The sequence below is a fragment of the Algoriphagus zhangzhouensis genome, assembly GCF_900148515.1.
Taxonomy (GTDB): Bacteria; Bacteroidota; Bacteroidia; order Cytophagales; family Cyclobacteriaceae; genus Algoriphagus; species Algoriphagus zhangzhouensis.
Genome location: NZ_FRXN01000002.1, coordinates 389637 through 413327, shown reverse-complemented (window position 1 = coordinate 413327; position 23691 = coordinate 389637). Strand labels below are relative to the sequence as shown.

The 23691-nt window shown below is 40.6% G+C and carries 15 protein-coding genes; 7 read left to right on the top strand and 8 right to left on the bottom strand.

Translation table 11 applies throughout. The features are described 5' to 3' along the window. Positions 1-53: 53 nt before the first annotated feature. The 7 genes from BUF13_RS07660 (at position 54) to BUF13_RS07630 (ending at position 11959) form a co-directional block, all read left to right on the top strand. Complete coding sequence (locus BUF13_RS07660; RefSeq protein ID WP_073571191.1) at positions 54-1244, top strand: RsmB/NOP family class I SAM-dependent RNA methyltransferase; 1191 nt, start codon at positions 54-56, stop codon at positions 1242-1244. A gap of 151 nt (positions 1245-1395) precedes the next feature. Then, positions 1396-2445 (top strand): hypothetical protein, encoded by a 1050-nt coding sequence (locus tag BUF13_RS07655; RefSeq protein ID WP_134204391.1) that lies wholly within the window; start codon positions 1396-1398, stop codon positions 2443-2445. Positions 2446-2680: 235 nt separating this feature from the next. Further along, positions 2681-6055 (top strand): isoleucine--tRNA ligase, encoded by a 3375-nt coding sequence (gene ileS / locus BUF13_RS07650; protein ID WP_073571189.1) that lies wholly within the window; start codon positions 2681-2683, stop codon positions 6053-6055. 17 nt (positions 6056-6072) lie between these two features. Continuing rightward, positions 6073-6696, top strand: coding sequence for a lipoprotein signal peptidase (locus BUF13_RS07645; RefSeq protein WP_073571188.1), 624 nt, complete (start codon positions 6073-6075; stop codon positions 6694-6696). 189 nt (positions 6697-6885) lie between these two features. Beyond that, positions 6886-9828 carry a DEAD/DEAH box helicase gene (locus BUF13_RS07640; protein WP_073571187.1) on the top strand — a complete coding sequence of 981 codons (2943 nt, stop codon included), beginning with the start codon at positions 6886-6888 and terminating at the stop codon, positions 9826-9828. 217 nt (positions 9829-10045) lie between these two features. Further along, on the top strand, positions 10046-11392 hold the full coding sequence (locus BUF13_RS07635; protein WP_073571186.1) for a PhoH family protein: 1347 nt from the start codon (positions 10046-10048) through the stop codon (positions 11390-11392). Positions 11393-11728: 336 nt separating this feature from the next. Beyond that, positions 11729-11959 (top strand): hypothetical protein, encoded by a 231-nt coding sequence (locus tag BUF13_RS07630; protein ID WP_073571185.1) that lies wholly within the window; start codon positions 11729-11731, stop codon positions 11957-11959. Positions 11960-12092: 133 nt separating this feature from the next. Here BUF13_RS07630 and BUF13_RS07625 read toward each other — a convergent pair whose 3' ends face one another. The 8 genes from BUF13_RS07625 to BUF13_RS07590 all read right to left on the bottom strand — a co-directional run bounded on the left by BUF13_RS07625 (position 12093) and on the right by BUF13_RS07590 (position 23540). Beyond that, positions 12093-12848 carry a LytR/AlgR family response regulator transcription factor gene (locus tag BUF13_RS07625; RefSeq protein WP_073571184.1) on the bottom strand — a complete coding sequence of 252 codons (756 nt, stop codon included), beginning with the start codon at positions 12846-12848 and terminating at the stop codon, positions 12093-12095. 121 nt (positions 12849-12969) lie between these two features. After that, complete coding sequence (locus BUF13_RS07620) at positions 12970-13704, bottom strand: LytR/AlgR family response regulator transcription factor (protein ID WP_073571183.1); 735 nt, start codon at positions 13702-13704, stop codon at positions 12970-12972. 12 nt (positions 13705-13716) lie between these two features. Continuing rightward, positions 13717-14775, bottom strand: a complete 1059-nt coding sequence (locus tag BUF13_RS07615) for a sensor histidine kinase (RefSeq protein WP_073571182.1) — start codon at positions 14773-14775, stop codon at positions 13717-13719. A gap of 80 nt (positions 14776-14855) precedes the next feature. Beyond that, positions 14856-17687, bottom strand: a complete 2832-nt coding sequence (uvrA, locus tag BUF13_RS07610) for an excinuclease ABC subunit UvrA (RefSeq protein ID WP_073571181.1) — start codon at positions 17685-17687, stop codon at positions 14856-14858. Positions 17688-17788: 101 nt separating this feature from the next. After that, the gene (locus BUF13_RS07605; RefSeq protein WP_073571180.1) at positions 17789-18169 is read right to left on the bottom strand and encodes a VOC family protein; all 381 of its coding nucleotides are present in this window, start codon (positions 18167-18169) and stop codon (positions 17789-17791) included. A 9-nt stretch (positions 18170-18178) separates the two neighbouring features. Further along, a complete protein-coding gene (locus BUF13_RS07600) occupies positions 18179-19966 on the bottom strand; it encodes a M14 family metallopeptidase (RefSeq protein WP_073571179.1) in 1788 nt (595 codons plus the stop codon). A gap of 90 nt (positions 19967-20056) precedes the next feature. Beyond that, positions 20057-21715 (bottom strand): alpha-glucan family phosphorylase, encoded by a 1659-nt coding sequence (gene glgP, locus BUF13_RS07595; protein ID WP_073571178.1) that lies wholly within the window; start codon positions 21713-21715, stop codon positions 20057-20059. Between the two features lie 166 nt (positions 21716-21881). Next, entirely contained in the window at positions 21882-23540 is a 1659-nt protein-coding gene (locus BUF13_RS07590; protein WP_073571177.1) for a carboxylesterase/lipase family protein, read from the bottom strand. Between the last annotated feature and the right edge of the window lie 151 nt (positions 23541-23691).

Below are 23691 nucleotides of genomic sequence, written 5' to 3'. Positions count from 1 at the left end.
CGAAATCAAAAGACTCAGAAAGAAAAACTACCTTTGTGCAGAATTTCTTTCTGATGAAGCTACATAACAATACAATTCGAGGAGTCCATTCCGCTTTGGAAGCAATTTTCAAAGAAGGACAATATGCTGACAAAGTGATCGAACGTACCCTAAAGTCCAACCCAAAGTGGGGGGCTAGGGACCGATCTTTTATCGCTGAAACCACCTATGAAATGGTTCGTTGGTGGAGATTGATCAATTATTTGAGTCCTTCGGAAAGCTATTGGGATTTGTTTGGAACCTACTGGTTAATGCAAGGACATTCCTTGCCTCCTTGGGAGGAATTTTCCGGGATCAATCCAGATAGAATCAAGTCCAAATACGAAAAATTGGAAGACCCTTCCTTGTTGGAATCAATTCCAACTTGGCTTCATGAGATGGGTAAAAATGAGCTTGGAGACAAGTGGGAGCAAGAAATCCATAGCTTAAATGAGGAAGCTGAGGTAGTTCTTCGAGTGAACACTTTGAAAACTACTCGTGAAAGGTTGAAGAATCAGTTGGCTGAAGATGGGATCAAAACCTACATCGTCAAAGGTTATCCTGATGCTTTGATCTTGGAAGAAAGACAAAACGTTTTCAGAAACCCTGCTTTCAAAGAAGGACTTTTTGAGGTTCAGGATGCATCTTCTCAGTTGGTAGCAGCAGCTTTGGCAGTTGAGCCAGGAATGAGAGTGATCGATGCATGTGCTGGTGCAGGAGGTAAATCCCTTCATTTGGCAGCATTGATGGACAATAAAGGAAAGATTCTGTCCATGGATGTGGAGGAGTGGAAGCTTCAGCAAACCAAATTGAGAGCTCGAAGAGATGGTGTTTCTATCATTGAAAGGAAAGTCATCGAAGGGTCCAAGACGATCAAAAGATTGAAAGAATCTGCGGATAGATTGCTTCTGGATGTTCCATGTTCTGGTTTGGGAGTTTTGAGAAGAAATCCGGACACCAAATGGAAATTGAGTCCAGAATCTATCGCTGACGTGCAAAAGACGCAGCAAGAGATTATTCAATCTTACTCTTCAATGGTGAAAAAAGGAGGTCAGATGGTTTATGCCACTTGCAGTATTCTTCCTTCCGAAAATCAAAATCAAGTTGAGAAATTCCTGGCCTCAGAAGCTGGCCAAGATTTCGAGTTGATAGAAGATCAAAAAGTATTGGCCCAAGAGAGTGGGTTTGACGGATTTTACATCGCGAGGCTCCAAAGAAAGCCTTGATTTAAAGATAAGTACGAAGCCGGAGAGTAAACTCCGGCTTTATTTTTTTAAGTGAATAGAGCCGATTGACCTAGGATCAAAATACGACAAATGCCTCATTTTTTAGGAATGGTATTCCTCTCAATTTTGGGAACCTAACCATTCAAAAATTATGAAAAGTCTATTATTTATTTTCCTGTTCTTATTCATGGAAATCATGCCGGGAACGGTCCTCACCGAAAAAGATATTAAAGTCACCAGTTACAATAAGAAAAATCAAGGGTCCAAAGCTCCAAAAAAAGTATTTATTAAAAGCTTCAAGGCACTGTTTGAGGTATATGAAGAGGCCTCTGCTTCTACTTCAGGCTCCAAGAAAGAAAGAGCTGATAGAACAACTTTCACATCAGGCACTTCTACCAGCCTAGGTGTCCAGATCTCAGGGGTAGATGTGGATGATTTCCAAAAAATGATCAATGTTGCTTATGCGGACTTTGTTAGTCAATTGACTAGTCAGGGCTTTGAAATCATCACTGCGGATGACGTGGCTAAGTTTGAGTATTTCTCTGATTGGACTTTGGTTCAAGGAGGAGCCTCTTCCGATGCACAGGCACAGGGATTTGTAATGGTCACTCCTGAAGGTTTTGATTATTTGGTGAAAAAGGTCTCCAATAGTGGGAAAGAAAAATTCGGATTTAACCTGACAGACCCAACTCCTAAGATGTCCAAGGCATTGGAAAATGTCTATGTGGCTGATGTCAACTTTGTATTTCCATTTGTCAATTTGGACGCTGATGCTTCTGTATGGACTAATACCAGTTCAGTGAAGGCCAAGATCGATTACAGAATAGATCCAATCGTTGATCCAAGTGAAAACAATCGTTCCATTGGTGGAGGTGGACCTAATTTGCTATCTCAAGTAAGGTTCGTTTCTGGGCTTGACATCGGAAGCAACCCATTATTCCATGCGAAAGTAGAACCTAAAAAAGCGGTGTCTTTCGAAGGTGTTTTTGCAGACAAAAAAATCAAAGAAGTGACTCAGGCTCAATCTGAAATGTTTTCTAAAACAGGATACAGCCAATTGGTTATGACTTCAGGAGATCAGAAAAAAGTTGCCTCTCACTTTGCAGAATGCGATCATGATGCCTATGTAAGTGCTGCTTCAGGTTCCATGAAGGACTTGATCGATGCTGGCGTGGCCAACTTGGCAGAGATGACAAAGTAAGGAAAGGCTATTAGTAATTGCCCGAATAGGCTATCCAAGTCATTGGATGGCCTATTTTTTTGCTTGAAAATCAAGGTTCTTAACCTTTATGACTATATGGTAATTAGATAAGTCAGAAGGGATTTGTTTTTTCTTTCCCCCAAAGCGCATTTCTTCTATCTTTGTGGCTTGTTTTGAGCGGGATGGCATTTTTGCTGCCTGCATTCTTCGCCTAATCTCCACAAGAAAGGAAATAGTGAAAACGTATCAGGAATTTAAACAGGTGGATTATCCTCATATAGGAGAATCTATCCTTCAATATTGGAAAGAAAATCAGATTTTCGAAAAGTCAATTGCAAACCGCGATGGTGCAGAGACCTTTACCTTTTTCGAAGGCCCTCCTTCGGCAAATGGTACTCCGGGTATTCACCACGTAATGGCTCGTACTCTGAAGGATATTTTCTGCCGTTATAAAACCCTCAAAGGTTTCCAAGTGAAGCGAAAAGGAGGTTGGGATACCCATGGTCTTCCTGTCGAGCTTCAGGTTGAAAAAGAACTGGGTATCACTAAAGAGGATATCGGTACCAAAATCACTGTCGAAGAATACAACAAGAAGTGTCGTGAGACTGTCATGCGCTTCAAAAACGAATGGGATGACCTGACTGAAAAAATCGGTTACTGGGTGGATTTGGATGATCCTTACATCACTTTTGATAGCAAGTACATTGAGACTTTGTGGAATTTGCTTCAGAAGCTTTATAAAAAGGATCTTCTTTACAAAGGCTACACTATTCAACCGTATTCTCCTGCTGCAGGTACTGGTTTGTCTTCTCACGAATTAAATCAACCGGGTACTTACAAGGATGTGAAAGATACTTCCATCACAGCTCAATTCAAGTTGAAAGGGGAGGAAAATACCTATATCCTAGCTTGGACAACAACTCCTTGGACTTTGCCTTCCAACTCCGCATTGGCAATAGGTGAAAACTTGGATTATGTGAAAGTGAAAACTTTCAACCCCTATACCTTCGAGCCTGAATTTGTGATTTTGGCGAAGGCCAGAATGGCGGCTTATCTGAATCCGAAGGCGAAAGATCTAAAAGTGGAAGATTACAAGGCGGGGGATAAGTTGATCCCTTACGAGGTAGTTTCCGAATTCAAAGGGAAGGAAATGCTAGGTTGGGAATACGAGCAATTGTTCCCGATTGATGCTTTAGCGCTTCCTAATCCTGCTTTTACTGTTGTTTCAGGAGATTATGTGACTACTGAAGACGGTACTGGAATCGTTCACTTGGCGAAGGCTTTTGGTGCGGATGACTTTAGAACTTTGGTTCAAAACAATGTGCCTGGCGTATTTGTCAAAGATGATTTGGGAAATGACATCCCTGTTGTAGATAAGCAAGGAAGATTCTTGCCTGTAGTTGGCGAATATTTAGCTGCAAAAATGAAAGAACATGGAATCACAGCTCATAAAGAATATGGTGCTTCTGATTTCTATGTGAAAAATTATACTGAGGATGATGAGAATGCTCCGGATTACAAAAACACGGATGTAATCATTTCCATCATCTTGAAAAATGAAAATAAAGCCTTCAAAGTAGAGAAATATGAACACAGTTATCCGCACTGCTGGAGAACTGATAAGCCTGTTCTTTATTATCCTTTGGAAAGCTGGTTTATCAAAACCACCGCTTACAAAGATAGATTGGTGGAATTGAACAAAACCATCAACTGGAAGCCTGAGGCAACCGGTACAGGTCGTTTCGGGAACTGGTTGGAAAACTTGGTGGACTGGAACCTGAGCCGTTCAAGATTCTGGGGTACGCCACTTCCTATATGGAGAACAAGTGATGGAACTGAGGAGAAATGTATCGGTTCGATAGCTGAATTGAATGCTGAAATCGAAAAATCCATCGCAGCTGGATTTATGGAAAAATCTCCATACGAAGGCAAAGAGTTGGATTTGCATAGACCTTATGTGGATGACGTGGTATTGATCTCCGACAAAGGAGAAAAAATGTTCCGTGAGCCAGATTTAATTGATGTTTGGTTCGATTCAGGTGCCATGCCTTATGCACAATGGCATTATCCATTCGAGAACGAAGATGTATTTAAGGCAAATTATCCAGCTGATTACATTGCTGAAGGTGTGGATCAGACTCGTGGATGGTTCTTTACCCTTCATGCCATCGCAGGTATGCTATTTGATAGTGTTGCTTTCAAAAACGTGATCGCCAATGGCCTTGTTTTGGACAAGAACGGCAACAAAATGTCCAAGCGATTGGGCAATGCCGTGGATCCTTTCAAGACTTTGAAAGAATATGGTCCTGATGCTTTGAGATGGTATATGCTTAGCAATGCCAACCCATGGGATAACTTGAAATTCAACCTGGATGGCGTGACAGAGGTGCAGAGACGCTTCTTCGGTACCCTTCAGAATACTTATAACTTCTTTGCGCTTTATGCAAATCTGGATGCTTTCGTTTACGACAAAACCAAAGCTGTACCGGTGGCACAAAGAGCAGAATTGGACCAGTGGATCATCTCCAAACTTCAGTCGTTGATCGCTGAGGTAGAAGAGGCGATGGATAATTATGATGCTACAAGAGCAACTCGTGCCATCATGAACTTTACTGTTGATCAATTGTCCAATTGGTATGTGAGATTGGCCAGAAAGAGATTCTGGAGAGGAGATATGAATGCGGACAAGCAGGCGGCATACGAAACTTTATATGAGTGCTTGTTGACGCTAACTCAATTGATGTCATCATTTGCTCCATTCTATTCAGATTGGTTGTATAAAAACTTGACTGAAACAGGTGCTGGAGGTCAAGAATCTGTTCACTTGACGGATTGGGTTGCTGCTGATCAAGCATTGATCAATAGCGATCTGGAAGCAAGTATGGATTTGGCACAAACCATTTCTTCCTTGGTTCACTCCTTGAGAAAGAAAGAAAAGTTGAAAGTTCGTCAACCGCTTCAAAGAATCCTGATTCCTGTGTTGAGCAAGAAGGTTCAGGCTCAGATTGAGCATGTTGAGGACTTGATCAAGACTGAAGTGAATATCAAAGCCATCGAATATATAGATGATGCATCTGGCATTTTGGTGAAAGATGTAAAACCTAATCTGCCTATTTTGGGTAAAAAACTAGGGCCTAAGATGAGATTTGTCGTAGCTGCTATCAAATCTTGGGGTCAGGATGAAATCGCACAAATCGAAAGAGAAGGAAAATATCCAGTAGATGTGGAGGGAGAGACAATCGAAATCCTATTGGACGAAGTTTTGATTTCTTCTCAGGATATTCCGGGCTGGTCAGTTGCTTCTGATGCTGGGGTTACTGTAGCATTGGATGTGACTTTGACAGATGAGTTGAAGCAAGAAGGTGTGGCTCGTGATTTGGTTAACAGAATCCAAAACCTTAGAAAAGATATGGGGCTGGAGGTTCAGGATAAAATCAACATCCAAGTGGCAGAAGGAAATGAATTGGTGACGAATGCCGTTCAGTCTTTCGGAGAATATATTCAGTCCGAAACTCAAGCCTTGAGCTTGAAGCTTTCAGGAGAGGCTGAAAAAGGAACAGTCTTGGATATGGATGATTTTGAGATTGCAGTTTTGGTTGAAAAGGCCTGATTGCTGAAAATATAGAAATGAATAGATACTTAAAATATTTCGGGATTGCGCTTTTGGTGATTGCCATAGACCAAGCAGTTAAAATGTTGGTACACTTCCAGATGGATTTTGGAACACCTGGACAGATTAAGATTTTTGGCGACTGGTTCAAGCTTCATTATACCACTAATCCTGGGATGGCTTTCGGAATGGAATTGGGGACAGAATATGGGAAAATGATTCTGACAACCTTCCGTTTAGTTGCCATGGTAGGTATCGGTTATTATTTATATTATATAATTCAAAAGAAAAATCATCCTATTTATATAGTATGTATAGCGATGATATTAGGAGGAGCTATTGGTAACCTTATAGATTCTATATTTTATGGAGTTTGGTTAAACAATGCACCATATGATGCATCGACTCCATGGTTCCACGGTCAGGTGGTTGATATGTTCTATTTCGACATCTGGGAAGGTTATTTGCCTGAATGGATGCCTTTGTGGGGTGGACAATACACCGCCTTATGGCCTATCTTTAATGTGGCTGATGCTGCCATTTTTATTGGTGTCGCTATCATATTGATATTTCAAGGGCGTTTTTTCCCAGATAAGGAGCCGGAACCCAAGCAGGAAGAGCCTGTGGAATTGGAGAAATAATATTTAACCCTGCAATAATTCAACATTGCAGGGTTTTTTGCTGCATTCTCCCAAAAAACAAAGAGAAACTCGTCTTTAGGTTACTATTTTTCTTAATTTACGGGCTATATACCTGAAAAAACCGCAATTTCTTTGTCTTGTTATTATTTCTGATGCAAGGAAGTAATAATAAGTTGAGCCTTAATATTTATGATAGTAGACGCTGACAAGCCCTTTCAGATTGTTTATTCTATTTTTGATCACGAGTATCTGGGATTACTATTTGAGTCCTTTGTGGTTCAAATAGATGAAAGAGGAAGGCTCTCTTATGCATTCCAAAATATATCTTTTGCAAACGCTCAAGAGTTTGATGAGGGGCTGGATGAAAGAGATTATAAGTTGATCAAACTCATGGATGCTATGCAACCTGAGGAAGTGATCAAGTCTTTCATTCCTAAGAAAAAGAATATAAGGCCAAAGGACTTCTTACAAAAGATATTTGATCCTAAGACTGAAGATAAAACTACCCAAACTCTTCTTGAGGCTAGATTAGAAATTCAGCGGTCTAAAATCCTTCCTTTATTGGTAGGAAAGAGATTATTTGAAATGGGGAGTGATGGTAATCCTACCTGGAAAGAAATTGCGGTAAATGCTGAAAAAGCCACCGTTCTTTTCCATTTCCACAAAAATCCAGAGAACACCCATTATTGGCCAACCATCAAGTTCAAAGGTGAAAAGCTTGAATGGCAATACAAAGGCGGTTATTTGATTTGTAAGGAACCGGCTTGGTTGATCGTAAATGATCAGCTTTACCAGTTTGAAGGAGATTTGGATGGGAAAAAATTGCAGCCTTTTCTTCATAAGAAATTTATTGTAATCGAGAAGCGTCACGAGCCGACTTACTTCAGAAAATTCATGGCTCCATTGCTCACTCAATATGATGTGGATGCAAGAGGATTTGAGATTACCGTGGATAGAGGAAAACCGGAAGTTTTACTCAAAATTCAAGAGCTGCCAGGAAATCAAGGTAATGATCTTTTTGGAAAAGAAGGAGAGCAGTTGGAGGAAGACAAGATGGTCTTCGAACTTCGATTTAAATACGGAGATGCGGATTTTCCTGTGGAAAAAGGAAATGATAATTCCGCAGGAAATTCTGTTGCCTTAGTTGAAAAAGGAGGAGAGTTCGTATTTAAGAAGACAATCCGCAGTCTCCAAAAGGAAAAAGCTTTTGGGAAATTGCTTCATGATTTAGGCCTGGAAGTTCGAGAAGGAAAAGTAGCTATGCCTAAAACCCAAGCATTCGAATGGATAGGGGAAAATGAAGAAACCTTGGAAGAAAAGGGCATCAAGATTATTCAAAGTAAAAATGCTTCAGGTAAGACCTATCACATTGGGAGAGCCAATATTGATATTGAAGTCAATGAAAATATTGACTGGTTTGATGTAAAAGCTCAAATCAAGTTCGGAATCTATTTAGTTCCTTTCGCAAAGATCAGAAGAATGATCATGAAGGGAAAGACGGAATTCGAATTGCCAAATGGAGAGATCGCTGTTATTCCAGCGTCTTGGTTTGTTAATTATTCTGAGCTTTTCTCTTTTATGGAAGAAGGAGAAGCTCAGGATTCCATCATTATGCGAAAGCATCACTTGGCATTGGCCAAGCAATTGGAAGAGGGTAACTTGGTACAGTTGACATTGAGTAGAAAGCTCGAGAAACTTCGTGATTTCGAGTCTATCGATGATTATGATTTGCCTTGCTACTTTGATGGGACTTTGAGACCATATCAAAAGGCTGGCTATAATTGGCTTCGATTCCTTAATGAATTCCGCTTTGGAGGTTGTTTGGCAGATGATATGGGTTTGGGTAAAACTGTTCAGACCTTAGCCTTATTGGCTCATGAAAAGCAGGAAAACCCAGGATTTTGCTCTTTGCTGATCATGCCGACCTCTTTGATCTACAACTGGGAATTGGAAGCTAGAAAATTTACTCCTGAGCTGAAAATCTTGGTTTATACAGGCACGCAACGAATCAAAGATCCTTTCAAGTTTAGAGATTATGATTTGGTATTGACTTCCTACGGGATCACTCGATTGGATGTGAATATCATGAAGGATTTCTATTTCAATTACATCATTTTGGATGAGTCCCAGGCCATCAAAAACCCAGGATCGAATATTGCGAATGCTGTCAATAAATTAAAGAGTAAGCAAAAGCTGATTTTGACTGGTACGCCAGTTGAAAATGGAACAATGGATCTTTGGTCTCAAATGAATTTTGTGAACCCAGGCCTTTTGGGTAATCAGAATTCTTTTAAGAATCAGTTTTTACAGCCGATAGAGAAGCAAAATGATAAGGATAAAGCTGCAAAGCTTCATTCTTTGATCAAGCCTTTCATCTTGCGCCGATTGAAATCTCAGGTAGCTACAGATCTTCCTGAGAAAATCACCAATGTTAAATACTCTGCGATGACAGCGGAGCAGGAGAAAGTCTACGAAGAAGTAAAAAGCTATTATAGAGAGAAAATCATCGGAGAAAATCCTTTTGCTGGTCGAAGTTCTCAGCAATTTACTTTGCTTCGTGGCTTGACGCAGTTGAGACAGATAGCCAATCACCCGAAATTGGTTCGAGAGGACTATCAGGGAGAGTCTGGAAAGTTGGAGGATATCACATATATGCTTCAGTCAACAATTTCTGAGGGGCACAAGGTTTTGGTGTTTAGCCAGTTTGTGAGGCATTTGGCAATAGTGAAAGAATACTTGGATGGGCAGGATATTCCATACGCTTATTTGGATGGTGCTACCAAGGATAGGCAAGGTCAAGTGGAGAAATTCCAAGAGCAAGAGGATGTCAAGGTGTTCTTAATTTCCTTGAAAGCCGGTGGTGTAGGATTGAATTTGACCAAAGCTGAATATGTATTCTTGCTTGACCCTTGGTGGAACCCAGCTGTCGAAGCACAAGCAATTGATAGAGCTCATCGAATTGGACAGGAGAATAAGGTTATTATCTATAAATTCATCAGTAGAGGCTCTGTGGAGGAGAAAATCATGGCCTTGCAAGATAGAAAGCTTGCACTTGCAGGTGAGTTGATTTCTACTGAAGAAAGCTTCATGAAGAGCTTGGATCAAGAGGATATTCGAGCCTTGCTTGATTAGGGTAATTGATTATCAAAAGATTGAAAGATTGGGTAAAACACTATTCCCAATTTTTCAATTTTGATATTTTTCAATTTTGAAATTTAAAAAATTGAAAGTCAGGATGATAGGTTTGTCTTTGCGTTTCTTAACCATAATTTTTTATGCTTAAGTGATTTTCTAGGATATAATTTTTTAACTTATATCATACCTATTACCACTAATACCTATCCTGCACATGCCTAGAGCGAAAGCCGATAAAGATCGGAAAATCTTTGTGCTAGACACATCCGTGATCCTTTACGCACACAACTCCATTATGAATTTTGCCGAACACGATGTAGTCATTCCAATCACAGTTTTGGAAGAGCTGGATCAGTTTAAAAAAGGCAATGACACCAAGAATTTTGAGGCCCGGGAGTTTATCCGTTTGCTAGACAAGCTTTCCAAGGACAACATGATTCATGAATGGACTCCCCTGAATGGGAAGACCAAGGGGAATTTTCGAGTCTTAATGAACCCTGAGAATAAATTGAATGCAAATGAGATTTTTGGGGAGGAGAAAAACGACCACAAAATCCTAAATGCGGCACTTTATCTCAAGGAAAACGAAAAGAACCGCAAGGTGATTTTGGTATCCAAGGATATCAATCTTCGATTGAAAGCGAAATCTTTGGAAATCCTGGCTGAGGATTATGAAACAGGGAAAATCAAAAACATCAATGAACTTGAAAATACAGGAAAGTATTTCATGGATGATGTAGACCCCGAAACGATCAACAAGTTGTATGAGCAGGGATATGTCGAGGCAAAAGCCGTTCTCGGTACACGAAAGCGTAAAGCCAATGCCTACTATATCCTAAAAAGTGACAAGAACTCTGTTTTGACTTTTTACAATCCAGAGGACAATGTTTTGGAAAGGGTGGATAAAAAGTTGGCCTATAATATAAAGCCCAAGAATGCTGAGCAAACCTTTGCACTTCATGCTATCACCAATCCCAATATCCGTTTGGTCTCAATTCAAGGGGTTGCAGGTACCGGTAAGACTCTTTTGGCTTTGGCGGGTGCTTTGGAGCAAAGAAGAGATTATAAGCAGATTTTCTTAGCACGGCCGATTGTTCCGCTTTCCAATAAGGACATTGGTTACCTTCCTGGGGATATCAAGTCCAAATTGAATCCTTACATGGAGCCACTTTGGGACAACTTGAAATTCATCCAAAATCAGTACAAAGAGACCGATAAGGAATACCAAAAGATTACAGAGTTGGTAAATCAAGAAAAGCTGGTGATCCAGCCTTTGGCTTATATCAGGGGACGTTCTCTTTCCAATATTTTCTTTATTGTGGATGAGGCTCAAAACCTGACTCCTCATGAGATCAAGACGATAATCTCAAGGGCGGGAGAAAACACCAAGATTGTATTCACTGGTGATGTGCATCAGATTGATACTCCTTATTTGGATTCTCAGTCCAATGGCTTGTCTTATTTAATTGATCGGGTAAAAGATCATCCGCTTTATGCACATATCAAATTAGAAAAAGGAGAACGATCTGAATTGGCCAATTTGGCGAATGAGCTTTTATAGAAATTAGAATAAAAAACATTTAACTGAGAGGGACGGAAAGTCCCTCTTTTTTTGTTCCTCAGTGTAATGGCGAGGGAGGTTATGAGATCTTTCATTTTTTGAAAGGCTATTAAAAAAGTTGATTTCCACCGGAATGAAATTTTTTCAGCCTTTCTGTAACCTTCCCATAACCAAATATTGTTCGGTTTTTTGTCCGCGGCTGGCAAATTGGTGTACGGGACCGTACACCCTTCAAATGTTAAAATGCTGAATAGAGCTATTTTAGGCCCTTTTTTCATTTTGGGACAGTTTTGGCAATAGTGGTATCATACGAAATTAAACCAACTTATAATTGCCATGATTACTTCAATCTTCACACAAAAAAACATCTGTGCTGCACTCGGATTGGCAATGGCGATGACCATCGTTATCAAAGCAAAATCAGAGAGCCATTCGGCACAGCATACTGCCCGATTTGAAATTACTAAACCAACTCCACAAGTCGGAAATGAAAAAGCAACAAGTCCTGAAACTGTTCAGGTAGACATTTACAAAATTGAGGAGTCCCGGACTTCGGGGACTTCCTAAAGAGAACTCGTAAGGGTTAATTTGGTTGATTGTTTGGTTAATAAAAAAGGTGGGTCTTACCCACCTTTTTTTTGTGCTAAAAAGAAAGGCTGTCTTATTTCTAAAACAGCCTTCAATCCGGTTTAAGTGGTTTTTAACTTTCTGTAATTGTATTCAATTTCGCCAAAAAGCTATTGTAATATTGTCTTCCTACCTGGACTACCGATCCTTGCTTCAAGGTGATTTCTTTGGTATTGAAGCTTTCGATTTGACCTAGGGAAAGGATATATGACTTTTGAACCCGAAGGAATAAATGAGAAGGGAGAATCTCCTCGATCTCTTTCATAGACTTTCGGATATTGTAATCTCTGTTTTTGGTGAAAATCGTCACCATATTACCATTGGCCTCTACATAGTAGATTTCGTCGTATGGAACCTTTTCAAATGCATTGTCAGCTTTGATAAAGACTGCATCAGTTACCAAAAATGGGCTCTCGGTAGATGTTTTTACTGCAGCGGTCTCTGTGGTAGGCTTTGTTCTCTTATTGTAAAGAACAATCTCTACAATCGCATGAATATCATTCGTGTTGAATGGCTTTACAATAAAGCCTGCCGGAGCTATTCTTTTTGCTCTTTCAATGATCGTAGGATCAGAGTAAGAAGTCACAAACACCAAAGGAGCATCTACCATCTGCTTGACAATCTCGCCCAACTCAATACCATCCTTGTCGCCCTTGAGCTTGATATCCATGAATATCAAATCTGGACGGTACTTTTTGATGACTTTGATACACTGATTGGCAGAGTTTGCAATATCAATGTTGACGTAACCAAGGAGCTCTAAAATCTCCTGAATATTTTCCGCAATGCTGGGATCGTCTTCGACAATTAGAATCCGCTCTTCTTTCATGAGTTTTGCAGATAATGCTTTTTAGTGGATATAATAGGATTAAAAACTAATACTAAAACTAGCTTCCACTAATTACAGAATTTTATTCGGGAAATCAAATGCTTTTTTTTGTCTATGAAAGTTATAGACTCATCATTTCCTTGAATCTCGCTGCTTGTCTGCGGCTTACCTCAATTCTGTCTCCTCCTCTTAAGGTAACTACAAGACCTCCGTTGAACCAAGGCTCGATCGCTTCGACCCACCCTAAGTTGATGATATGCTTTCTGCTAGCACGGAAAAAGGACTTTTCATCCAGTCTTTCATCCAAAGCATTCAAGGATTTATGAATCATTGGCTTGAAATTATCGAAATAAACCTTGATGTAGTTTCCGTCAGATTCGAAGAGTCTTACGTTGGAAAGTCGCACAAACCAGCATCTGTCTCCGTCCTTCACAAAAACCTGATCGTCTAGCGTCAATTTTTTATTGCTTGAAGAGGTAGGTTCATCTTCGCGCTTGCTTTGGGAATCAAATTTTCCAGAAAGCTTCTGAATTGCTTCTTCCAATCTTTTTGGTTCAATTGGTTTCAAGAGGTAATCCAGAGCATTTACTTGGAAAGCTTTCAAGGCATACTCGTCATAAGCTGTTGTGAAGATCACGTGAGGAACGTTGTCTAGTTCTTCCAATAGATCGAAACCAGTCTTTTCTGGCATTTGAATATCCAAGAAAATCACATCTGGACTCAATTGATCTATTTTTTCTTTTGCATCTTCTACATTGACTGCTTCTCCGACTACTTCGACGGTTTCCAGCTGATTAAGAAGGGTGATCAGCTCCTTTCTGGCCAATCTTTCGTCGTCAATTACTATGGCTCGCATTATATATTCGTTTTATGATTCGAATGTAACTCTTTGTTTCGGGATTTTGATTTCTGTGATAACGTATTGATTGCCAGAGTTGAAAATGCGAAAGCTCGCCTTTTCTCCATAAATCAAACGTAATCGCTGTACAGTGTTGCTGAGACCATGCCCTCCGTCGGCTTTCGCCTTCAAACTAGGGGGTGTGGCAAGGTGACCGCTATTTTTCACCTGAATATACAAATCATCCTCGAGACCTTCTCTGCATTTGATCTCAATCAAACCTCCTTTGACCAAATTTGATATTCCATGCTTAATTGCATTTTCAACAATGGTCTGAAGCATCATTGGAGGTATTTTGTAATTAAATGCCTCATCTTCAACATTGTACTCGACCTGAAGCCGCTCTTCGAAACGGATAGACTCCAAAGTCAGATAATCCTTGACGGTATTTAACTCGTCTTCAAATTCGATGGTTTGTTTTTTATCCATCATCAAGGAAAAGCGAAGTATGTTGGAGATTCGGGTGATTGCTCCTTTAGCTTTGTCAGGATCCTCGTCAACAAGTGCTCTTACTGAGTTCAAAGCGTTAAAGATGAAATGAGGATTAAGTTGACTTTTCAGGTGATTTAGTCGGATTTGGTTGATTTTGGCTTCATATCTCAGCGTGGTATTGTAGTTATCCAGAAAGTGGAACAAGAAGTACAACAAAAACCACATCGCATAAAAAAGGAAGGCAAGAAATAGATTGGCTAGGATAAGTAGCACATCGAAATCTTCATTGGGATCTAGAATACCAAAGGATCCGTTGATCAAAAACTGAACGACAATATTGACAAAACTTAAAGCCAACATTGCCAGCACAGATTGAAAAAGTAGCTGAGAGATACTCAACTTAAACCAATCGTACTTTTTTACAATAAATCGAAGGAAATGGGTGGACAGAAGGTAGAAGACAGATATTGCTATAAATGCCCATGTTTGCACCGAAGTAATACCTCTGTCAGATAGGGATACAAAGAAAATTTGCACAAAGGCGATACCTCCCCAACCCAGGATTTGTAAAAGCCAATATAAGCTGATGCGATTCATAGAACCTCAAAGATACTGAAGCTTGAGAAAGGAAAATTTGGATTGTGATAAAAGGAGTATAGCGCTGATTTGCCCCTAAATCAGCTATTTAATTCTATTTTCAGGAATTTTCCAGTGTAACTTTTTGGATGATTTGCAACATCTTCAGGTGTTCCGCTGACTAGTATATTCCCTCCTTTGTTTCCTCCTTCTGGACCTAAATCTACCACGTAATCTGCGACCTTAATCACGTCCAGATTGTGCTCAATAATCAATACTGTATTGCCTTTGTCTACCAACTTCTGGAGGACTGTCATCAACATGGCGATATCCTGAAAATGAAGTCCTGTCGTCGGTTCATCTAAGATATAGAAAGTCTTTCCGGTATCTTTTTTGGAAAGTTCTGTTGCCAACTTCACACGCTGAGCCTCACCTCCTGAAAGAGTGGTGGCATGTTGTCCCAAAGTGATATAACCTAAACCTACATCGTTCAACGTTTTGATCTTACGAAGAATCTTTGGCTGGTTATGGAAAAAATCGACTGCTTGCTCCACTGTCATATCCAGTACATCGGAGATGGATTTTCCTTTAAACCTTACTTCCAGTGTTTCTCTGTTATAGCGCTTGCCTTTACAGGTTTCGCAAGGAATGTGAACATCCGGTAGGAAGTCCATTTCGATCAACTTCATTCCTGCTCCTTCGCAATCCTCACATCTTCCTCCTTTCACGTTGAAAGAGAATCTGCCCGGTTTATAGCCACGGATTTTTGCCTCAGGTAATTCAGTAAATAGCGTTCGGATATCAGAGAATACACCTGTGTAAGTTGCTGGATTAGATCTTGGAGTTCTGCCGATAGGAGATTGGTCTACTTCGATTACTTTATCCAAATGCTCTAAGCCAGAGAAACTCTCATATGGCATAGGGTCTTTCTTCGAATTGTAGAAATGCTGGCGAAGAATAGGATATAAGGTTTCGTGGATCAAGGTACTCTTTCCACTTCCAGATACTCCTGTGATCAAAGTCAAAGTCCCGAGAGGGATTTCCAAGTCTACATTTTTGAGGTTATTGCCTGAGGCCCCCTTTAGCATCAAGCTTTCTCCTTTTCCTTTTTTGCGTTCATCAGGAATTGGAAGTCCAGTTTTACCTTTGAGATAATTGGCAGTTACCCCGCCTTGTTTGAGGATTTCCTTAGGAGTTCCTGAAGCAACTACATGTCCGCCATGTCTACCAGCGCCTGGCCCCATATCTAGGATATAGTCCGATTCCAGCATCATGTCTTTGTCATGCTCGACAACCAATACAGAGTTGCCTAAGTCGCGAAGGCTTTGAAGTGCCTGGATCAATTTGACATTGTCTCTTTGATGCAAACCAATGCTTGGCTCATCCAAAATGTAAAGTACCCCTACCAATTGGGTACCGATTTGTGTAGCCAATCTGATACGTTGTGCTTCACCACCAGAAAGAGTTCGGATAGGTCTGTTTAGAGTCAAATAATCCAATCCGATATCCAACAAGAAACCGATTCGCTTTCTGATTTCTTTCAAAACTTCCTGAGCGATGATTTGCTGCTTTTCAGTCAATCTATCTTCTATGCCTTCAAACCAGTTTCCTAAGGTTTGAATATCCATCATCGCCAATTCACCAATGTGTTTTTCGGCGATTTTGAAGTGAAGGGCTTCTTTTTTTAATCTATAGCCATGACAATCAGGACAGGTTTGAGTTACGGTAAATTCCGATACCCAATCCTGAATTTTTTCAGAGCTTCCCTCCTGATATTTCTGAAGGAAATTCACAATCCCCTCGAAAGTGGTATGCCATTTTGTTCCCGGATATTTAACCGAGTCTACAGCCACTTCAACTTTGTCTCCATAGAGAAGGACGTCGACCACATTCTCTGGAAGCTTTTCGATAGGCGTACTCATGCTGCATTTGTAATGCTTGAGTATGGCTTCGATTTTCTTGAAAATCCAGATGTCTCTATATTCTCCTAGAGGTGCAATTCCACCCCTTGTAATGCTCAATTTTGGATCTGGAATGATACTTTCCTTGGTAACTTCTTCTGTAATCCCCAATCCATTACAAGTTGGGCAAGCACCATATGGGCTGTTGAATGAGAAGGTATTGGGAGCTGGTTCATCATAGGATAGACCTGTTTCAGGGTCCATCAGATATTTGGAGAAATGATGGATTTCACCGGACTCTTCACGGATCATCATCACCCCTTTTCCATGCTGCAAAGCTGATTTGAGGGATTGAGTGATCCGGAATCGATCAGCTTCATCAGCGACGATTCTATCAATAACAATCTCAATATCGTGGATTTTGTATCTGTCGACCTGCATCTTTGGCACCATCTCCATCACGACACCATCCACTCGAACTTTCGAGAATCCCATTTTTCGGATTTGCTCAAAAAGCTCCCGATAATGCCCTTTTCTTCCTTTGACGACAGGGGCAAGGATGTATAATTTCTTTCCTGAAAATTTTGAGAAAAGCTGTTCAATAATCTGATCCTCGGTTTGGCGGATCATTTTTTTGCCCGTTTCGTAGGAATATGCTTCTCCTGCTCTGGCATAAAGCAATCGCATGAAATCGTAAATTTCTGTGACTGTGCCGACAGTGGATCTCGGATTTTTTGAGGTGGTCTTTTGCTCAATAGCAATTACAGGAGAAAGGCCATTGATTTTATCTACATCGGGTCTCTCCATCCCGCCCAAAAATGAACGGGCATAGGCAGAAAAACTCTCCAGATATCGTCTTTGCCCCTCAGAATAGATGGTGTCAAAAGCCAAAGAGCTTTTACCACTGCCACTGAGACCTGTGACTACCACCAGTTGATTCCTTGGAATCTTGATGTCCAGGTTTTTCAAATTGTGCTCACGGGCACCAAAAATCTCAATAAATTCTTCCTGTGTAGCAGGGGCTTGACTCATAATTTATGGGAAAGATTTAAACGGCGAAGGTACTGATTTATCGCTTGATCTGCCAGATTTATTCTAATAACCCAAAGTAGGTCTCAGTGGTTTCTAAAATGTTAAATAGTTAACTCAATCAAGTTTCCTTCTGGGTCTTGAATGACGGATTCATAATATCCGTCTCCTGTAGTTCTCGGTCCATCCAATACAGGAATTCCTTTCTGCTTGAATTCGGCAGTTTTTTCATCTACTTCAACTTTGGATCCCAAGGATAAAGCAATGTGCGCATAGCCAATTTGAGGGCTATTCCCTCTTGGGTTTACATCGCTCCTATGCATCAGCTCAATTCTGGCTCCTGATTCAAATGAAAGAAAATAAGAGCTAAAGCCTTTTTTGGGATTATGATATCGTTCTCCAGCCTTCATGCCCAGAATTTCACAATACCATGTTTTCATGGCTTCCAGATCTCCAACCCAAATCGCTAAATGCTCTATTTTCATATCAAAAACTTACCATTCCCTACCCACCGGAATAACTTTCCAGTTTTGATCAATGTATGGGGTTTGTTCATAAAACCAGCTGTAAATTCTTCTTGGATTTTTAGCCAGTTCAAGATCAGCGGTTTTGGCTTCTTCCAGTTTTTGCTTGAGTTCTGTATTTTTCTCCATCATCTGCTTCATCATAGGTTCCATGATGTAGGTTTCCATGTATTCTGTTCTGGAGAATATCGTATTGAAAAAGCCCCATTGGAAAAAACTGTCAACAGATTCCTCTTCCATCAAGACAACCAACAATTCTTTTAAATCCTGATCAGTCGGGATTCGAACTGAGCCTGGAAGGTAAGTTTGTGATCTTGAGATCTTCTCAGTTTCAAAACTTTGGACTCGCATCATTCCCTCATAAGGCTGATTGCCCATTTTGTATTCGCTCACTTTGGAAAACTCCAGTTCTTTTTCTTGTAGAGTAGAAAGGATCTCCATCTCGATCCCATGTTTCTGGAGTTTTTCGATCAATTCACTCCATTCAGAGGAGACCCAATAAGCTTTTGGAATTTCAACAGACTGAACTGGGACATCCATCAACAGACTCGGGACTTTCTGAGAAATAGCCTTGGCATCCCATACCACATATTCCGCTCCTGTGATCTGAGATTTTTCCTTGTGGGAAGCAATGGCTTTGAAGTCCATGGTGTCAGCAGGTGTCTCTCGGAAAGCAAACTTGACAGGCAAACTCTTTTCCTGTTGGTTTTGATCATCAGCAACTGCCTTTTGGATTGTCTGATAATGTTTGGAAATACTTTTGATAGCTTGCTCCAAAAAGACATAGGTTCCCAAAACCCGCTGACGGAATGGTTTCAATGAATGGTTTTCTATCAAAATGGAAGGCATGTGTCGAACATCTCCATAGGTATGGGAAAAGCGTGGGCTAAATGAAAAAGCGACATTCCCTTCAGTAAAATCATCTCCATTTGCTGCAAACAATAAAGGTCCGGGAATGTGCCCCGCTTTGCTCAAGGCCTGATCTACTTCTGGTTGGAAATTCTCAAAAAGGAATTTGCTGATTGCTGGGGAATAGCCGCCCGTTTTGACATAGCCATAGGTGACATCATATTGATAATCGGCCCCATCGGTCACATGGACATCGACGTATAAATCCGGATCATAGGCATTTATGACATCAATAACAGCATCGATTCCATCGGTTTCGATTTTTGTATAATCCCTGTTGAGGTTCAGGTTTCGTGCATTCGTTCTCCAGCCCATTTCCAAAGGGCCTCTTTGATTGACCCGCCCATATGCACTTCTTCTCTCATGGCCATCCACATTTAGGATAGGGATAAAAAGGATATTTGCTTCGTCCAATAATTCGCTTTTGTTTCCATGTGTGATATCTCTAAAAAGCATCATTCCCGCATCTTTTCCATCAATTTCCCCGGCATGAATTCCCCCGTGAAAGAAAAGGAGGGCTTTGTCTTCATTTGCTAAAAATTCTGAATCGAAATTTTGGCTTTTGGAGGCAATCAACATCCAGATGTTCCTACCTTGCTCACTTTTCCCAATGGATTTCAAAGTCAAAAAGGGACTGGAATCTGCCAATTTTTTCACCCATTCAGTAGTTACATCATAGGTTGGAGATTCTGTCAAACCACTTAATTCTCCTGGAGTTACCCAAGGATTGTCTGACCCGACAATTAGTTTTTCGGAGGATCCAGACCAAGGTAAAAGTGGAGGCATCACTTCTTGAGCCATTGTGGAAAAGCCAGTGAAAAGAAATGCCAGTAGTAAAGATTTTTTCATTCGAATTCAGATTTGTGCATGAATGTAAAAGCTCAATCCGGAATATCCGAGTTGAGCTTTTGTAATTGACTTTAATTGTCTAGGAACGGTTTATCCCTTATACATCAATTCATAATATTCCTTGGCCATCCGGTTACTTTCAAAGTATCCGACCACATCGGTCATCCCTTTTTGGACGATTTTCCTCCATTTGTCTTTGTCTTCATAGTAGGTTGGCAGAATCTCTTTTTCCAAGATTTCATAAAGCTTATTCAAATCGTATTCATCCTGCTCTTGGATATTCATGGAGGCATAATTAGGAGAAGGGACGATAAAGCAGTTTTTGCCATGATCTGCAAATTCACAAATCCATCCATCGTAGGTGGAGAAATTGACACTTCCGTTCATAGAGGCCGTCATACCAGAAGTCCCGGAGGCTTCCCGTGGTACTCGAGGATTGTTTAGCCAAATATCAGAAGCCTGCTTGAGACGTTTGCTTAAGGTCAATTCATACCCAACACAAACGGCCATATTCGGATAGTTTTTACTCAAATGTACCAGTTGGTTGAAAACCGAAACCGCCCCATAATCCAGAGGATATGGTTTTCCGGCCCAAATGATTTGGATAGGGTATTTGGTTTTTTTCATCAAAGCATCAAATCTTCTCAAATCCCGTGTGATCAACTCAGCTCTTTTGTAGCTGGCAAAGCGTCTGGCCCAAACAATAGTCAACACATCAGGATCCAATAATTGTCCCGTTTGATCTGCTACGATTTCAAAGGCTCTTTTTTTGAGATAGCGTTTTCGATCATCAAAGGCAGCTTGATCTCCAGTTTTCTCAAAGTTATAAAGCTGCTTGTCGGCCCAGTATTTATAGTTCTGGGAGTTGGTGATATGTGTGATTTCAGGGATATCAGGATAATCTTTCCACATTTCCCGACTGACTTGACCATGAAGTCTGGATACACCATTAGCTTTTCTGGCAAATCGCAAAGCAGCCAAACTGTGGTTGAAAATATCTCCCTTCATGCCCGTTAATTCTTTCACCTGATCGACTGTGAAGCCATTGAAAAAGCTCATTTTGTTAAGCAAATAGTAGTCATGCTTCTCATTTCCAGCTTCCTCAGGTGTGTGAGTGGTAAATACCAAGCGCTTCTTCACTTCCTCTTTGGAACCGAATTTTTGCATCAAATGAAAAACTGAACTCACTCCGTGCGCTTCATTGAGGTGGTAGACATCCGGATTGAAATTCAACTCATCCAACAATCTTGCGCCACCAATTCCCAAAATCATGCATTGGGCGATTTTGGCGGCGGTATCTGAATCGTATAGTTTATGCGTAATAGTTTGACTCAGGTAGTCATTTTCAGGTGTATCCGTGCTGAGCAGAAAAAGAGGAGCTGCATTGAAAATCGTAGGAGCCAGGTAATATGCCTTTATCCAAACGGGGACATCATGAACAGTAATCTGATACTTGATGCCGGTATCTTCTAGAAAACTATAGAGTTTCTCATACCATTCCGGTTTCAGCGTTTGATCTTGATTTCGGCTCTGGTCGTAATAGCCATATTTCCACAAAATCCCGATCCCAATCAGGTTTTGCTTCAATTCGTATGCACTTCGAAGGTGAGATCCTGAAAGGAAACCCAAGCCTCCAGAATAGATTTTTAGCGGTTGATGGATGGCGAATTCCATAGAGAAATAAGCCGTTTTGGTAGAGTATTCAGGGGCTACAGGGTAGGGGACCTGAAAGTTTTTGAAATCTGTCATGGCTTTCTGGTTGAAAGTAAATTAAGGAATGTTGAATCCAGGATTAGGAAGGGTTTATTGTTAAAAAGCGGATGAAAAGCTTCTGGATTCCTGTGCTATATCTTCTAAAAATAGAAAAAAACAGGTCCAATAGAAATACTGGACCTGTTATTAAATTGATAAAATTTTAAGAGGCTAAAGCTTTTAGTCCATTTCCGTCTGGTTTGTTTTTGAGTTCGCAAGAATCGTTCAAAATCATGGTTTCCATATTTTCGGAAGTATAGCTTGGCCAAGAAGGTAGTTTGTTTGTATTTGGGTCGCCAGTTTTCATAAATGCCAGCAGTGAGCTTGACATTTTTTCTGATAAAGCTCGCGGCCTGGCTCCACCTCCGGTATGGGTATACATGCGATCTGTGTTGTCAAACCAAAAGCAAATATCTATACAGTGAAAAGCCTTCATTCTCCCATCATACAAATTCGGTTCCCAGCCAAACCAAGCCAAGTGGACAGGAGCATTTTGTTTGGATTTTGCATTGGCGGTATTGATAGCTGATTGACGATTGGAAAGGATCATAGCCCATAGATCGGCAGGAGAGGCTTCTGGGAAATCCTGACGGTATGCGGCCAAAATAGTCTCCGATTTATCACCAAACCGGGCTTTTAATTGTTCCAATACCCCAGAGAAATCAATCTTTTCCAGATCGGCATTTGTTCTGGTAGGATTCCATTCATGGAAGGTGGTACAGACCATCAGAGGCATGTCATTCGCATGTGCTGAAGTTTCGGAGAAAAACTCTCCAACAGGAATATGAATTCCATCTGCTACCGGACCAAATCCGCCTCTAAATCCAGGAGAGGGAAATTCTTTTCTCATTCTTTCTTGGGCTATATAAGCAGTGTCCAAATATTCTCGCCAACTTAAATCCTGTAGTTTGTCAAGGGTAGCAGGTGTCAAACCAGCTGCTTCCATGACATATTTACCCAAGGTTTGTGCGTATTCCTTATCATTTGCTGAAAGCATACTTCCACTCAAAGCAACTCCTTTATGAACCAAGTCCTTTGATGCTGGCATCGCCATGGTGCCGGTGACTTTGGCTCCGCCTCCCGACTGACCCATGATCGTAACATTATTGGGATCTCCGCCAAAATTGGCAATGTTGTCTCTCACCCAATGTAGTGATGCGATGATATCCAGCATGCCTACATTTCCTGAATCTTTGTATTTGTCACCACCAACTCCAGAAAGATCTGTAAAGCCGATTGGTCCGAGTCGATGATTTATAGAGACAAATACGATATCTCCTTTTTTAGCCAGATTTTCTCCATGATACCCGTCTTGCTCGATTGCATTTCCATTGGTAAAACCACCTCCGTGAAGCCACACTAAAACTGGACGTTTTTTGCCGTCTGCAATTCCATTTGTCCAGACATTGAGTTTTAAACAATCCTCACTTACATCATCATAATTCCAGTGATCAGCAAAGGAATAGTCAGGACTTGCATAGCGGTTATCCATGATTTGGGGAGCTGTATTTCCCCACCAAATCGTGGGCTTTATATCAGTCCATGTCTCTGGCTTTTTTGGTGCCATAAATCTGTTTTTGCCAGTGGTATTTGCTCCATAGGGAATGCCTAAATAGGTGTAAACGCCATTGAGGATATAGCCTCTAACTTTTCCGAAACTGGTTTCCGCTATCGCGATTTCATCCCCGATTTGAAGAAATTGATCATCTGATGGTTTTGGATTTGATGAGGATAAAGACTTGGCAGAGGATGCAAAAGGTACTGCAGCCACCAAAGTTCCAGCGCCTACTTTTTTGAAAAAATCTCGTCTGTTGGTTTTCATGAATGGTTTGATTTTAGGGTTATTGTTTCAATTAGAAAAAATAGAAAAAGAAATTGATAATCAACAGGGTAAAATGATTTTTGGTAAGTTTTGAAATAAAAAAGCCGATCACATTACTGCAATCGGCTTCCTGTTGAGTTTTTTGATTTCT

Bases quoted from the DNA above. Each gene is read 5' to 3' on its own strand.
- BUF13_RS07660 (WP_073571191.1), top strand. From the start codon at position 54: ATGAAGCTACATAACAATACAATTCGAGGAGTCCATTCCGCTTTGGAA.
- BUF13_RS07655 (WP_134204391.1), top strand. From the start codon at position 1,396: ATGAAAAGTCTATTATTTATTTTCCTGTTCTTATTCATGGAAATCATG.
- BUF13_RS07645 (WP_073571188.1), top strand. From the start codon at position 6,073: ATGAATAGATACTTAAAATATTTCGGGATTGCGCTTTTGGTGATTGCC.
- BUF13_RS07640 (WP_073571187.1), top strand. From the start codon at position 6,886: ATGATAGTAGACGCTGACAAGCCCTTTCAGATTGTTTATTCTATTTTT.
- BUF13_RS07635 (WP_073571186.1), top strand. From the start codon at position 10,046: ATGCCTAGAGCGAAAGCCGATAAAGATCGGAAAATCTTTGTGCTAGAC.
- BUF13_RS07630 (WP_073571185.1), top strand. From the start codon at position 11,729: ATGATTACTTCAATCTTCACACAAAAAAACATCTGTGCTGCACTCGGA.
- BUF13_RS07625 (WP_073571184.1), bottom strand. From the start codon at position 12,848: ATGAAAGAAGAGCGGATTCTAATTGTCGAAGACGATCCCAGCATTGCG.
- BUF13_RS07620 (WP_073571183.1), bottom strand. From the start codon at position 13,704: ATGCGAGCCATAGTAATTGACGACGAAAGATTGGCCAGAAAGGAGCTG.
- BUF13_RS07615 (WP_073571182.1), bottom strand. From the start codon at position 14,775: ATGAATCGCATCAGCTTATATTGGCTTTTACAAATCCTGGGTTGGGGA.
- uvrA (WP_073571181.1), bottom strand. From the start codon at position 17,687: ATGAGTCAAGCCCCTGCTACACAGGAAGAATTTATTGAGATTTTTGGT.
- BUF13_RS07605 (WP_073571180.1), bottom strand. From the start codon at position 18,169: ATGAAAATAGAGCATTTAGCGATTTGGGTTGGAGATCTGGAAGCCATG.
- BUF13_RS07600 (WP_073571179.1), bottom strand. From the start codon at position 19,966: ATGAAAAAATCTTTACTACTGGCATTTCTTTTCACTGGCTTTTCCACA.
- glgP (WP_073571178.1), bottom strand. From the start codon at position 21,715: ATGACAGATTTCAAAAACTTTCAGGTCCCCTACCCTGTAGCCCCTGAA.
- BUF13_RS07590 (WP_073571177.1), bottom strand. From the start codon at position 23,540: ATGAAAACCAACAGACGAGATTTTTTCAAAAAAGTAGGCGCTGGAACT.